The 15,672-nt window shown below is 70.7% G+C and carries 1 protein-coding gene (cut by a window edge); it reads left to right on the top strand.

Annotated elements, in window-relative coordinates:
• The first annotated feature begins 92 nt into the window (after window positions 1-92).
• Window positions 93-15,672: the 5' portion of a non-ribosomal peptide synthase/polyketide synthase gene (locus ACQP1S_RS20830; RefSeq protein WP_432898094.1), read on the top strand. Its footprint extends 7,022 nt past the window's final position; only the first 15,580 of its 22,602 coding nucleotides appear in the window; the start codon lies at window positions 93-95; its stop codon lies off the right edge, out of view.

The following is a 15,672-nucleotide window of genomic DNA, read 5'->3' as shown; positions in this document are numbered from 1 at the left end:
GCGGCGCAAGGCTTGACAACCAACCGGAAGTGCCCCTCCACCCGGCGGGCGTCAGGTCCGCCGCCGTCGACCTGCTCTCCCGGAAGGCCGCGGTGTTCAACTGGTTCTCAGTGCCAGTCGAACGGCCCGCTGAGGACCTGTTATCGCAAATGATCAATCGCTGGCGGCATGACGGGTTGTACAAAGCCGACGCCGTGACGAATCCCGCCACCCCTCGCATGATGGCTCCGGGTTCGCACCGCTGGCGACCCGCCTCGTCATCTCGGCACGTCGGCGCCCGTTGCCCAACGCCCCATGAGCGTCGGTCGGCCCCTCACGGCGAGGCCTGCCGCCGGCGAAGCAGCGGGCGGTGCGTGGTCGTCCGCCGGGCTGCTCGTCACCGGCAGGTGAGTGTCGAGCGGAACGTTCAGCAGAACCGGCCCCCGGGCCGGGTCCCGCCAGGAGGAGTCAGGATGATCCCGTTGTCGTTCGCGCAGCGCCGGCTGTGGTTCATCGAACAACTGGAGGGGCCCAGCGCCACCTACAACCTCCCGATCGCGCTGCGACTGACCGGCCGGATCGACAGCTCGGCGCTGGCCGCGGCCTTGCGCGACGTGATCGGACGACACGAGTCGCTGCGGACGGTCTTCCCGGTCGTGGACGGCGAACCGGTGCAGCGGATCCGCGACATCGCGGAGCTGGACTGGGCGCTGGAGGTCGTCGACCTGCCCGCCGGCCAGCCGCAGGCGCTGGACGAGGCGGTCACGGCCGCGACCGGGCAGCCCTTCGACGTGTCCCACGAGGCGCCGATCCGGGCCTGGCTGTTCTCCGTCGGCCCCGACGAGCACGTCCTCGTGGTCGTCACCCACCACATCGCCAGTGACGGATGGTCGCGCGGTCCGCTGGCACGCGACCTCTCCATCGCGTACGCGGCCCGGTGCGCTGGCAGGGCACCGGACCAGGAACCACTGCCCGTGCAGTACGCCGACTACGCGCTGTGGCAGCGGGAGCTACTCGGCGACGACCAGAACCCGGAGAGCATCGTGTCGCGCCAGCTCGGCTACTGGCGTACGGCACTGGCCGGGGTGCCGGAGGAGCTGACGCTCCCCACCGACCGGCCGCGCCCCGCGGTGGTCAGCCACCGTGGGCACAGCGTCCCGGTGACCGTGCCGGCGGCGGTGCACGCCCGGCTACGCCGCCTCGCCCGCGGCGAAGGGGCAACGGTCTTCATGGTCCTGCAGGCCGCTCTGGCGGCACTGCTGTCCCGACTGGGCGCCGGGTCCGACATCCCGATCGGCGTATCGGTCGCCGGACGAACCGATGTCGCACTTCGCGACCTCGTCGGCTTCTTCGTCAACACCCTGGTCCTGCGTAGCGACCTCTCCGGCGACCCGACCTTCACTCACCTCGTCCGGCAGGCTCGGGAGAACGGCTTGGCCGCCTTGGCCAACCAGGATGTGCCCTTCGAGCGCCTCGTTGAGGAGATGGCCCCCACCCGGTCGCTGGCCCGCCACCCCCTCTTCCAGGTGATGCTGACCGTGCTCAACCAGGAGGAGGCGGTACTCGACCTCGACGGGGTCCGGATCGCCGCCCTGCCAGCCGGACCGGACCCGGCGAAGTTCGACCTCAGCGTCAGCGTCTCGGAGACGTACGACCCGGCCGGGCAGCCGGACGGCATCACGGGATGGGTCACCGCGGCGGCCGACCTGTTCGACGTCGAGTCGGCACAGCGGATCGCGGACCGCCTGGGCACTCTGCTCGACCTGGTGACCGCCGACCCCGGCATCCGGCTGAGCGCGCTCACGCTCCTCGACCCCGACGAGCGACGCCGCGTCATCGAGGAGTGGAACGACACCACCACCGCGCTGCCCACCGCCACGGCCGTCGAACGGTTCGAGGCGCAGGTCGCCCGCACCCCGGACGCGACGGCCGTCGTCTGCGCCGACGAGCGGGTGTCCTACGCGGAGTTGGACAGCCGGGCCAACCGGTTGGCCCGGTACCTGCTGACCCTCGGCGTGGGCCCCGAGTCGGTGGTGGCGTTGCGCCTGCGTCGAGGTCTGGACACCATCACGTCGATCCTGGCAATCTGGAAGGCTGGCGGCGCGTACCTGCCGATCGACGGCCGACAGCCGTCCGACCGGCAGGCGTACCTGCTGGCCGACAGCTCGGCCACGGTCCTGCTGACCACGACGGACACCACCGACGAGGACACCCTCGCCGCCGTACCCACAGTGGTGCTGGACTCCCCGGCTGCCATCGCCGCGATCGTCACCGCCGATGCCACGTCTCCCCGGGTCGACGGGTCCCCGGACGCGCTGGCATACGTCATCTACACCTCCGGGTCGACGGGCACGCCCAAGGGCGTGGCGGTGGCTCACGCGTCGCTGGCGAACTACCTGTCCTGCGTCCCCGACCGGATCGGCTTCGGCCCGACCGGCGGGCGGTACGCCCTGCTGCAGGCACACACCACCGACCTGGGCAACACCACGCTCTTCGCCAGCCTGGTGAGCGGCGGCGAGTTGCACGTCCTCGACGAGGACGCCAGCACCGACCCGGCCGCGGTCACCGACTACCTCAGCCGGCACCGCATCGACTACCTCAAGGCGGTGCCGTCGCACCTGGCCGCGCTGTCGGCCGCCCGTGGTGTCGCCGCGGTGCTCCCGGCCCGGTCTCTCGTGCTCGGCGGTGAGGCCGCCCACCACGCCTGGGTCGGGCAGCTCACCGACGTCGCCGGCGAGCGTCAGGTCTTCAACCACTACGGGCCCACCGAGACCACCATCGGCGTGGCCACCACCCGGCTCACCTCGGAGCTGGTGGCCGGCGGCGCGGTACCGGTCGGCCGGCCCATCGCCAACACCCGGATGTACGTGCTCGACCAATGGCTCAACCCGGTCCCGCCGGGAGTCGCCGGGGAACTCTACGTCGCCGGCGCCGGCTTGGCCCGCGGCTACCTGAGGCGGCCGGAGCTGACCGCCGAGCGGTTCGTCGCCGACCCGTTCGACCCGGCCGGATCGCGGCTGTACCGCACCGGCGACCGGGCCCGCTGGACCCCGGACGGGCAGCTGATGTTCCTCGGCCGCGACGACGACCAGGTCAAGGTGCGCGGCTTCCGCATCGAGCTGGGCGAGGTACGCGCCGCCGTCGCCGGCCACCCGGAGGTCGCCCAGGCGGCGGCGGTGGCCTGGCAGGACCAGGCCGGCGAGCGTCGCCTGGTGGCGTACGTCGTACCTGTCGACGGAGCCAGCCGGACCGATCTGCCGGCGGCGGTCCGCGCGCACGTCGCCGCCGTCCTGCCCGACTACATGGTCCCCGCGGCCGTTCTCGTCCTGGACGCGCTGCCGCTGTCGGTCAGCGGAAAGCTCGACCGCTCGGCGCTACCCGATCCGGACTTCGCCGCCACGGCCGGCGCCGGCCGTGCCCCGGCCGACGCCCGGGAGGAGCTACTCTGCGCGGGCTTCGCCGCCGTGCTCGGCCTACCGCAGGTCGGCATGGACGACGATTTCTTCGCCCTCGGCGGCCATTCGCTGTTGATCGTGCGGTTGGTGGAGTGGCTGCGTCAGCGGGGCCTGTCGGTGCCGGTCCGGGCACTGTTCGAGACGCCGACCCCGGCTGGGCTGGCCCGGGCGGCCGACGCGGCCGGCGCCCGGCCGCTCACCGTGGTGCCGCCCAACGCCATTCCGGTGGACGCCCAGCGCATCACGCCCGAGATGCTGCCCCTGGTGTCGCTGTCGAGCGCCCAGATCGACCACGTGGTGTCGACGGTTGCGGGTGGCGCACCGAACGTCGCTGACGTGTACCCTCTCGCTCCGCTGCAGGAAGGGCTGCTGTTCCACCACCTGTTCTCCGCCGGCAGCGCCGACGTGTACATCACGCCGACGGTCGTCGAGTTCGCCACGCGGGGCCTGCTAGACAGCTTCGTCGACGCCCTGCAGAAGGTCATCGACCGGCACGACATCTATCGCACGGCGATCGTCTGGGAAGGGCTACCCGATCCGGTTCAGGTCGTGTGGCGGAGCGCGGTGCTGCCCGTCGTCGAGGTGACACTCGACGAATCCGCCACGGACCCGGTTCCCACACTGCTCGCCGCCGCCGGCCAGTCCATGGACGTGGGAAGGGCGCCGCTGCTCGACCTGCACATCGCCGCGTCCCCCGGCAGTGACCGGTGGCTCGGCGTCGTGCGGGTGCACCACCTCGTGCAGGACCACCTCGGACTCGAGGTCGTCCTCGACGAGGTACGGGCCCTGATGGCCGGACGGGGCGACGAGTTGGCCCCGCCCATGCCGTTCCGCGACTTCGTCGCGCAGGCGCGCGGCGCCGGCGACGAGCAGCAGCACGAGGAGTTCTTCGCCGAACTGCTGGGTGATGTGGACGAACCCACCGCGGCGTACGGGCTCACCGACGTGCGACGTGACGGCACCGACTTCGCGGAGCACTGGCTCGCCTTCGACCCGGCGCTGACCGCTCGGCTTCGACGGGTGGCGCGGGCGCACTCGGTGAGCACGGCCACCGTCCTGCACGTGGCGTGGGCGCGGGTCCTCTCCGTGGTCAGCGGCCGGGACGACGTCATCTTCGGCACCGTCCTGCTCGGTCGGATGAACAGCGGCGCGGGGTCCGACCGCGTTCCCGGGCCCTTCATCAACACCCTGCCGGTACGGGTACGAACCGACGAGGCAGGTGTCACGGCGGCGTTGCGGAGGATGCAGGCGCAGCTCGCGGCCCTGGTGGAGCACGAGCACGCACCCCTCGTGCTCGCCCAGCGTGCCAGCGCGGTCACCGGCGACACACCGCTCCTGACCACCCTGTTCAACTACCGGCACAATCCCGAGCCCGCCGTCAGCGACGAGATCGACGGAATCCGGGTGATCTTCTCCGAGCAGTACACCAACTACCCGCTGACGGTCTCGATCGACGACGACGGTGACACCATCGGCACCTGGGTCGTCGCGGTGGCCCCCATCGACCCGCCGACGGTCGGCGTCCACCTGGCGACGGCGATCGAAACGCTCGTGTCGGCGCTGGAGGCCGCGCAGCGCGACGCGCCCGAGCCACGACTGGCGGACCTGCCGATCCTGAGCGACCACGAGCGCCACCAGATCCTGACGGAGTGGAACGACACCGCGGTCGAGATCGACGAGCGGACCGTCGTCGACCTTCTCCAGGCCCCGGCGGCTCGGACCCCGGACGCGGCGGCCGTGGTGTCCGCGTCCGGCACGGTGACCTTCGCGGAGCTGGAACTCCGGGTCAACCGGATCGCGCGGCTCCTCGTCGACCGGGGCGCCGGGCCGGAGACGGTGGTCGGACTCTGTCTGGACCGCACCGCCGACGCCGTGGCGGCCCTCTTCGGGGTGCTGAAGGCGGGCGCGGCATACCTGCCGATCGATCCCGAATATCCGGCCGCGCAGATCGCACTCATGCTGCACGACGTCGCGCCCGTCGCCGTGCTGACCGCCGCGGCGCTGGCCAACGTTCTCCCCGAGGACGCCCCGGTGATCCTGCTCGACGACCCGGCGACCGTCGCCGCGCTGGACCGCCCGGAGGCGGACCCGACCGGATGGCCGGCGGCCACCGGCAGTGGCATCGCCTGCATCTACTACACCTCGGGATCCACCGGACGGCCCAAGGGCGTCGCGACGACGCACGGCGGTCTCCGTAACCTCTACGAGTACCACCACCGCACCACAATCGCCCGCGCCGACCGCAGAATGCGGTTCGCGCTGACCGCGTCGTTGTCGTTCGACACCTCCTGGGAGGGCCTACTCTGGCTCATCGCGGGACACGAGCTGCACGTGATGAGCGACGAGGTTCGACGCGACACCACCGCCATGGTGCGCTACGTCCGCGACGCGGGGATCGACGTCATGGACGTGACCCCGACCTACGCTGAGCAGCTCGTCCACGACGGCCTGCTGGCCGATCCGCTGCGCCGGCCGGCCGTGTTGTTGCTCGGTGGCGAGGCGGCGGGTACGGTCCTGTGGGACCAGGTGCGGGCCGCGGACGGTTTGCAGGCCTTCAACATCTACGGCCCCACCGAGTACACCGTCGATGCCCTTGGCCTGCCCATGGACGGCATCGAACATCCGCTGGTGGGCCGGCCGATCTGCAACACCCGGGCCTACGTGCTCGACGGGCGCCTGCAACCGGTTCCGGTCGGCGTCGCCGGTGAGCTGTACCTCGCCGGCGCGAGCCTCACCCGCGGGTACGTCCGTCGCCCCTCGCTGACCGGCGAGCGGTTCGTGGCCTGCCCGTGGGGCGACGGCGAGCGCATGTACCGCACCGGCGACGTCGTGCGCTGGGACCGAGACGGGCGACTGGCCTATCTGGGGCGCAGCGACTCGCAGGTCAAGATCCGCGGCTTCCGCATCGAGCTGGCCGAGGTACAGGCGGCCGTCGCCGCGCATCCGGACGTGACCCAGGCCGCCGTCATCGTGCGGGACGAGGTCGCCGGCGACCGCCGGCTGGTCGCCTACGTCGTGACCGCCGAGCACGCGGACGCGGCGACACTGCCGCTGACGATCCGCCAGTTCGTGGGCGAGCGACTGCCCCGGCACATGGTCCCCGCCGCGGTCGTCGTGCTCGACGCGCTGCCCACGCTGGTGAGCGGCAAGCTCGACCAGCGGTCGCTGCCGGCGCCGGACTACACGGCGGCCGCCGGCCGGGCACCGCTCTCGCTGCGCGAGGAACTGCTCTGCGCGGCGTACGCCGAGGTGCTGGACCTGCCGGCTGTCGGACTCGAAGACGACTTCTTCGCCCTCGGCGGGCACTCCCTGCTCGCCGTCCGGCTCATCAGCCGGCTCCGCAGCGTCTTCGCCACGGAACTGCCGCTGCGTGCGCTCTTCGACGCGCCCACACCGGCGGCGCTGGCCGCGAGGCTGGGCGAGGGCGGCCAGGCGCGGACCGCGTTGACCGCGCGGGAGCGTTCGGGACGGCCGCCACTGTCGTTCGCCCAACAGCGACTCTGGTTCATCGCGCAGCTCGAAGGGCCGTCCGGCACGTACAACATGCCGGTCGTGTTGCGGCTGACCGGTGAGGTGGACCCGAGCGCGCTGAACGCCGCACTGCGCGACGTCATCGGCAGGCACGAGGTGCTGCGTACCGTCTTCGCTGTTGCCGACGGCGAGCCGTACCAGCGCATCCTGGGCCTGGACGACCTGCCCTGGGAGCTGTCGACCCGGTCGCTCGCGCCCGAGGCGGTCGAGGCGGCCGTCACCGCCGCGGTCTCCTACCCGTTCGACCTGTCCCGCGAGGTGCCGATCCGGGCCTGGCTGTTCGAGACCGGGCCCGACGAGCACGTGCTCGCGGTGGTCGTGCACCACATCGCCGGTGACGGCTGGTCGATGGAGCCGCTGGCCCGGGACCTCTCCGTCGCCTACGCCGCCCGACGGCAGGGCACGGCGCCGGGATGGGAGCCGCCGTCCGTCCAGTACGCCGACTACGCGCTCTGGCAACGCGATCTGCTGGGCGCCGCCGACGACCCGGACAGCTTGCTGTCCCGGCAGGTCGCCTACTGGCGGCAGGTGCTCGCCGACGCCCCCGAGGAGTTGGCGCTGCCCTTCGACCGGCCCCGCCCGGCGGTCGCCAGCTATGCCGGCCACTCCGTGCCGCTCACGCTTACCGCCGACCTGCACGCGAGACTGCGCGACGTCGCCCGGGCCGAGGGCACCACGGTGTTCATGGTGCTGCAGGCCGCCCTGGCCGTGCTGCTGTCCCGGCTGGGGGCCGGGACCGACCTGCCGATCGGTGTTCCGATCGCCGGCCGTACCGACGTCGCGCTCGATGACGCGGTGGGATTCTTCGTCAACACCCTGGTCCTGCGCACCGATCTGTCCGGTGACCCCTCGTTCGTCGATCTCCTGGGCCAGGTCCGCGCGACGGCCCTGTCGGCGTTCGAGCACCAGGACGTGCCCTTCGAGCGGCTGGTCGAGGAGTTGGCCCCGGCCCGTTCGATGGCGCGTAATCCGCTGTTCCAGGTGATGTTGACCCTCCAGAACACCGCCGACGCGGTGCTGGAGCTACCGGGGGCGGCTGCCGATTCCCTGCCGGGTTCGTCGCCAGCGGCGAAGTTCGACCTGGACGTGACGCTCGGCGAGACCTTCGACGATACGGGCGCGCCGGCCGGCATGACCGGTGCCGTCGTCGCCGCTGCGGACCTGTTCGACCCGGCGACGGTCGAGACGCTCACGCGGCGCTTCGTCCGGGTGCTGCACGGCGTCCTCGCCGACCCGACAGCGCCGGTACGCATCGTGGACGTCCTCGACACCGGCGAGCGGCGGCGGGTGATGACCGAGTGGAACGACAAGGCCATGCCGGTGCCGTCGCCGTGGCTGCCGGAGGTGTTCGCGGCGCAGGCGGCGGCCACCCCGGACGCGGTCGCCGTGGTGTGCCGAGAGGTGTCGCTGACGTTCGCCGAGTTGGAGGGGCGCGCCAACCGGTTGGCCCGGTTGCTGACGGGTCGGGGTGTGGGCGCCGAATCGGTGGTGGGGTTGTTGCTGCCGCGTGGGGTGGACGTGGTGGTGGCGATCCTGGGGGTGTTGAAGGCGGGCGCCGCGTACCTGCCGCTGGACATCGAGTATCCGGCTGAGCGGATCAGGTTGATGGTCGCGGATGCCGCGCCGGCTGTGGTGCTGACGACCGCGCACCTGCGGGAGTCGGTGCCGGCCGGGGTGGCGGGACTGGCGGTGGACGACGCCGCCTTCGTCGCGGAGCTGGCTGAGGTCTCAAGCGGGCCGGTGGCGTCGGTGGTAGGTCCGGAGACGGCCGCGTACGTGATCTACACGTCGGGGTCGACGGGTCGGCCGAAGGGCGTGCTGCTGACCCACGGCGGGTTGCGGAACCTGTACGCGTCTCACCGTGCGGGGGTGCTGGCGGACTTCGAGGATCGCCGGTTGCGGTTCGCGTTGACCGCGTCGTTGTCGTTCGACACGTCGTGGGAGGGGTTGCTGTGGATGGTGGCCGGCCACGAGCTGCATGTGCTGGACGACGACGTTCGCCGGGACACCGCGGCGGTGGTGCGGTACGTGCGGGACGCTGGCATCGGCGTGATGGACGTGACGCCGACCTATGCCGAGCAACTGATCGTCGACGGGCTGCTCGAGACGCCGCCGACTGTCTTTCTGCTCGGCGGTGAGGCGGTCGGGCAGCGTTTGTGGGAGCAGCTGCGCGACGCCGAGGAGATGCGGTTCGTACCGCTCTACGGGCCCACCGAGTACTCCGTCGACGCTCTCGGTCTGGCGGTCGGCGACACCGACCGGCCCTCGGTCGGGGTGCCGATCGCCAACACCCAGGCGTACGTGCTGGACCAGTGGCTGTCACCGGTGCCGGTGGGGGTCGCGGGTGAGTTGTACCTGGCCGGCGCGGGTGTGGCCCGCGGGTACCTCAACCAGCCCGGCACCACCAGTATGCGGTTCGTGGCCTGCCCGTTCGCGCCGGCCGTGCGGATGTACCGCACCGGCGACCTGGTGCGCTGGGACGCCGAGGGGCGACTGGAGTTCCAGGGCCGCACCGACGACCAGGTCAAGATCCGAGGGTTCCGGATCGAGCTGGAGGAGGTCCGGGCCGCCGTGGGCGCCCACCCGGACGTGGTCCAGGCCGCGGTCGTGGTCGACGACGGGCGGTTGGTCGCCTATGTGGTGGCCGTGGAGGACAGCGCGGACCTGCCGGAGCGGGTCCGTCGCTTCGTCGCTGAGCGACTGCCCAATTACATGGTGCCGGTGGTGGTGCTCCTCGCTGAGCTGCCGATGACCGTTGCCGGCAAGCTGGACCGGCGAGCCTTGCCAGCTCCGGACTTCGCCGGCCTGGCGGGTCGGGGTCGGGCTCCCGCGAACGAGCGGGAGAGGGTGTTGTGCGCCGGCTTCGCCGAGGTGCTCGGTCTGCCGAGCGTCGGGGTGGACGACGACTTTTTCGCCCTCGGCGGTCACTCGCTGCTGGTCGTACGACTGGTGGAGTGGCTGCGCCAGCGCGGCGTGTCGGTCGCGGTAAGGGCCTTGTTCCAGACCCCCACGCCCGCTGGCCTGGCCACCGCGGCGGAGGCCGACCAGGTCGAGGTGCCGGTCAACGGGATTCCGAGCGGTGCCACCGCGATCACCCCGGCGATGCTGCCGTTGGTGGACCTCACGCAGGCGCAACTCGACCGGGTCGTGGCCACCGTGGCCGGTGGTGCGTCGAACGTCGCGGACGTGTATCCGTTGGCACCGCTGCAGGAGGGGCTGCTGTTCCACCACCTGCTGGCTGCGGGGGGCGTGGACGCGTACGTGACGCCCACGGTGCTGGAGTTCGATTCCCGGCAGCGTCTTGACGCGTTCCTGGCCGCCGTGCAGCAGGTGGTCGACCGGCATGACATCTATCGCACGGGCGTGGTCTGGGAGGGGCTGGACACTCCGGTGCAGGTGGTGTGGCGGTCGGCGGAGCTGTCGGTCACCGAGGTGGTGTTGCCGGAGACCGACGACCTGTCGTCGGCCCTGGTGGGGCGGGTCGGGCTCTGGATGGACCTGCGTCGGGCGCCGCTGCTGGATGTCCACCTCGCCGCGGTGCCCGGCACCGATCGCTGGCAGGCGCTGGTCCGCGCCCACCACATGATCGAGGACCACACGGGCATGGACGTGATGCTGGGTGAGATCGAGGCGATCCTCGCCGGTCGCGGCGGGCAACTGCCGGTCCCGGTGCCGTTCCGGGAGTTCGTCGCGCAGGCTCGGGGTGGTGTCAGCGTCGAGGAACACGAGCGGTACTTCGCCGGGCTGCTCGGTGACGTGGACGAGCCGACCGCGCCGTACGGGTTGCTCGATGTGCGCGGCCAGCGCATCGGTGAGAAGTTCGCTCGGGTCGGGCTCGACGACGCGGTGACGGCACGGCTGCGTGACGTGGCCCGGGTGTTGGGTACCAGCCCGGCGACGGTGCTGCATGTGGCGTGGGCACGTGTCCTGGCTGCCCTCTCAGGTCGTTCGGACGTGGTGTTCGGCACGGTGTTGTTCGGTCGGATGAACGCGGGCGCGGGCGCGGATCGGGTGCCGGGGCCGTTCATCAACACCCTGCCGGTGCGGGTGCGCACCGACGGGGTGGGCGTTCGGGCGGTGGTCGCGGCGATGCGCGACCAGCTCGCGGGGTTGTTGGAGCACGAGCACGCGCCGTTGGCGATCGCCCAGCGGGCCAGCAGCGTGTCCGGTGCCGCCCCGCTGTTCACGTCGCTGTTCAACTACCGCCACAACACGGCAACCGAGCCGGACGCGGCTCTCGACGGCGTGTCCGTCGTCTATGCCCGCGAGTACCACAACTTCGCGCTGTCGGTGTCCGTGGACGACGACGGCGCCGGCCTCGCGTTCACCGTCGACGGCGTGCCGGCCATTGATTCGCACGAGGTCGGCGTGTTGTTGGCCACGACCACGGCCGGTCTGGTCGCCGCCCTGGAGAGCACGGACGACGTCGCCCTGGGCGACGTCGACGTGCTCGACGGCGCTGCGCTGCGTCGGGTCCTGGTCGACTGGAACGACACGGCGGCCGAGGTCGCCGCGCCGTTGCTGCCGGAGGTGTTCGCGGCGCAGGTGGCGGCGACGCCGAATGCGACGGCGTTGGTGTTCCGTGACGCGGCGCTGACGTTCGCCGAGTTGGAGGCGCGGGCGAACCGGTTGGCCCGGTTGCTCGCCGACCGTGGGGTGGGCCCGGAGTCGCTGGTCGGGCTCGTACTCGAGCGCGGCCTGGACGCCGTGACGGCGATCCTGGCGGTGTGGCGGGCCGGGGCGGCGTACCTGCCGATCGACCCGGAGTACCCGGCGGAGCGGATCGCGTTCATGGTCGCCGACGCCGCTCCGGCGCTGCTGCTGGCCTCGACTCGCACCGCAGACGCGGTCCCGGCGGGCACCCCGGTGCTGGTGCTCGACGCCCCGACCACCGTCGACGAGCTGTCCGGCGCGCCGGCCGATGGTCCCGTCCCGCCGTGGCACGCCGACCAGACGGCGTACGTCATCTACACCTCGGGCTCCACTGGTCGGCCCAAGGGCGTCGCGGTCACCCACCGCGGCCTGCGCAACCTGTACAGCGTGCATACCTCCCGCTTCATCCCCGCCGTCACGGATGGGCGTAGGCGGGTGGCATTCACCTCATCGCTGTCCTTCGACGCCTCGGTGGACCCGCTGCTGTGGCTGACCGCCGGGCACGAGCTGCACGTCGTCGCCGATGACATCCGCCGCGACACCGCCGCCACCGTGGCGTACGTCCGGGATCGGGACGTCCGGGTTCTCGACGTGGTCACCTCGACGTATGCGGAACGGCTGGTCGCCGACGGCCTGCTGGCCGCCCCGCCGGAGATCGTGATGCTCGGCGGCGAGGCGGCGACCCCGCAGGTCTGGACCGACCTGCGCGCCGCCGACGGTGTGCGGTGTGTGAACCTGTACGGCCCCACCGAAATCACCGTGTACGCCACCGCGCTCGACGCGCGGGACAGCGACCGGCCGTTGATCGGTCGGCCGGTGGCGAACACCCGCGTCTACGTGCTGGATTCGAGCCTGCGACCGGTGCCGCCGGGTGTGTCCGGCGAGCTGTACCTGGCCGGCGCCGGCCTGGCGCGGGGCTACCTGGGCCGGTCGGGGCTGACCGCAGATCGGTTCGTGGCCTGCCCGTATGGCGGGCTGGGGGAGCGCATGTACCGCACCGGCGACCTGGCCCGCTGGGATGCCGAGGGGCGGCTGGAGTACCTGGGGCGCGCGGACGAGCAGGTGAAACTGCGTGGGTTCCGGATCGAGTTGGGTGAGGTGCAGGCAGCCGTGGCCGCGCACCCGGACGTCACCCAGGCGGCGGTCATCGTCCGCGACGAAAAGCTGGTCGCCTATGTGGTGGGTGGTGACGGCGCCGGCGTCCGTGAGCATGTGAGCCAGCGGCTGCCCGACTACATGGTTCCGGCCGCCGTCGTCGCGCTCGATGCATTGCCGATGACCGCGAACGGCAAGTTGGACCGCGGGGCGCTGCCAGCCCCGGAGTTCGCAGCCGGTTCTGGCCGTGGCCCCGCGAATGCCCGCGAGGAGTTGTTGTGCGCGATGTTCGCCGAGATTCTTGGCCTGGACACTGTCGGGGTGGATGGTGATTTCTTCGCTTTGGGTGGGCATTCGTTGTTGGCGGTGCGGTTGTTGAGTCGTTTGCGGTCGGTTTTTGGGGTGGATTTGTCGTTGCGGGTGTTGTTTGAGGCGGCGACGCCGGGGCGGTTGGCGGGGCGGTTGGGTGAGGGTGGTGCTGTTCGGCCGGTGTTGGTGGCGGGGGTGCGTCCGGAGCGTTTGCCGTTGTCGTTTGGGCAGCGTCGGTTGTGGTTTATCAATCAGTTGGAGGGGGCGACGGCGGCTTATAACGTGCCGGTGGTTTTGCGGCTTGTTGGTGGTGTGGATGTGGTGGCGCTTTCTGCGGCTTTGGTGGATGTGGTGGGTCGGCATGAGGTGTTGCGGACGGTGTTTCCGGTGGTGGATGGGGAGCCGTTTCAGCGGGTGTTGGGTGTTGGTGAGGTGGGTGGGGTGTTGGAGTGTGTGGAGTCGGTGGATGTGGATGGGGTGGTGGCGGAGGTGGTGGGGCGGCCTTTTGATGTGTCGGTGGAGGTGCCGTTGCGGGCGGTGTTGGTGAATGGTGAGGTTTTGGTGGTGGTGGTGCATCACATTGCGGGTGATGGGTGGTCGATGGGTCCGTTGGCGCGGGATGTGTCGGTGGCGTATGCGGCGCGGTGTGCCGGTGGGGTGCCGGGGTGGTTGCCGTTGCCGGTGCAGTATGCGGATTTTGCGTTGTGGCAGCGGCGGTTGTTGGGGGATGAGTCGGATCCGGAGAGTAGGTTGTCGCGGCAGTTGGGTTATTGGCGGGGTGTGTTGGCGGGGGTGCCGCAGGAGTTGTCGTTGCCGTTTGATCGGGTGCGTCCGTTGGTGGCGAGTCATCGGGGTTTTCAGGCGCCGGTGGAGGTGTCGGCGGGGTTGCATGCGGGGTTGGTGGAGGTGGCGCGGGCGTATGGGGTGACGGTGTTTATGGTGTGGCAGGCGTCGTTGGCGGTGTTGTTGTCGCGGTGGGGTGCGGGGGTGGATATTCCGATTGGTTCGGCGCATGCGGGTCGGGTGGATGAGGGGTTGGATGATCTGGTGGGGTTGTTTGTGAATACGGTGGTGTTGCGGGCGGATTTGTCGGGGGATCCGTCGTTCGCGCAGGTGTTGGTGCGGGTGCGGGAGGCGGCGTTGGCGGGTGCGGCGCATCAGGATGTGCCGTTCGAGCGGTTGGTGGAGGAGGTGGCGCCGGTCCGGTCGATGGCGCGTCATCCGTTGTTCCAGGTGGTGCTGACGAAGCAGGACACCATCGATGCGGTGTTGGATCTGGCCGGTGTCGACGTCACTGGTGTGTCCAGGGGTGGGTCGTCGACGGTGTCGACGGTGAAGTTCGACGTGGATGTGTTGGTGGGTGAGACGTTTGATGAGGGGGGTCGTCCGGCGGGTGTGCGGGGTGCGGTGACGGTGGCGGCGGATCTGTTCGATGAGCCGTTTGCTGCGCGGGTGTCGTCGGGGTGGACCAGGGTGTTGGAGGCGGTGACCGCTGATCCGACAGTGTCGGTGAGTGCGGTGGATCTGCTCGATGAGGTGGAACGCCGCCGGGTGGTGTTCGACTTCAACGACACGACGGATGTGTCGCCGGTGGAGTCGGTGCTGGGCTTGTTTGAGGGGTGGGTGGCTCGGACGCCGGACGCGGTGGCAGTAGTCGCCGATGGGGTGGAGACCACATACGCGCAGGTGGATATGCGGGCGAATCAGTTGGCGCGGTATCTGGTGGCGCAGGGGGTGGGTGCGGAGTCCGTGGTGGCGCTGTGTCTGCCGCGGGGTGTGGAGATGGTTGTCGCGATTCTCGCGGTGTGGAAGGCGGGTGCGGCCTATCTGCCGGTGGACGCAAGTCAGCCGGTGGAGCGGGTCGCGTTCGTGCTGCGTGACAGTCGGGCGGTGTTGTTACTGACCGACGTGGACACCGCTGATGAGTTGCCCGCGGGGAAGATCCGCATCGTGGCGCTGGATGCGCCGGCGACCGTGGCGGGTCTGGCGGGGTTGGAGCAGAGCGTGCCGCAGGTGAGGTGCTACCCGGATGGCGTGGCGTATGTGATTTATACGTCGGGGTCGTCGGGGCGGCCGAAGGGTGTGGTGGTGACGCAGGCGGCGGTGGCGAATTATGTGGCGTCGGTGCCGGAGAGGTTGGGTTTCCCGCAGGTGGGGGGTCGGTTTGCGTTGTTGCAGGCGCAGGTGACGGATCTGGGGAACACGGTGTTGTTCGCGTCGTTGGCGCGGGGTGGGCAGTTGCACATCCTGCCCGAGCGGGTGGTGACGGATCCGGTGGCGGTGGCCGGGTATCTGGTCGAGCACCGGATCGATCATCTGAAGGCGGTGCCGTCGCATCTGATGGCACTCGGTGCGGCAGGCCAGCTGACGGATGTCATTCCCGCCGGTGGTGTGGTGCTGGGTGGTGAGGCGGCGCCGGTGGACTGGGTGCGGGAGCTGGTGGCGGCTGCGGATGGTCGGCCGGTGTTCAACCATTATGGGCCGACGGAGACGACGATCGGTGTGCTCACGGGTCGCCTTGATGGTGATGCCGTGGTGCCGGTGGGTACGCCGATTCGTAACGTGCGTGCGTTCGTGCTTGACGACAGGTTGCAGCCGGTGCCGGTCGGGGTGGCGGGTGAGTTGTATGTCGCGGGTGCGGCGTTGGCGC

It is taken from the genome of Micromonospora matsumotoense (assembly GCF_050951065.1).
GTDB classification, from domain to species: domain Bacteria; phylum Actinomycetota; class Actinomycetes; order Mycobacteriales; family Micromonosporaceae; genus Micromonospora; species Micromonospora matsumotoensis.
Note: the sequence above shows the minus strand (reverse complement) of the source record. Positions and strands in the feature narration are given on the sequence as shown.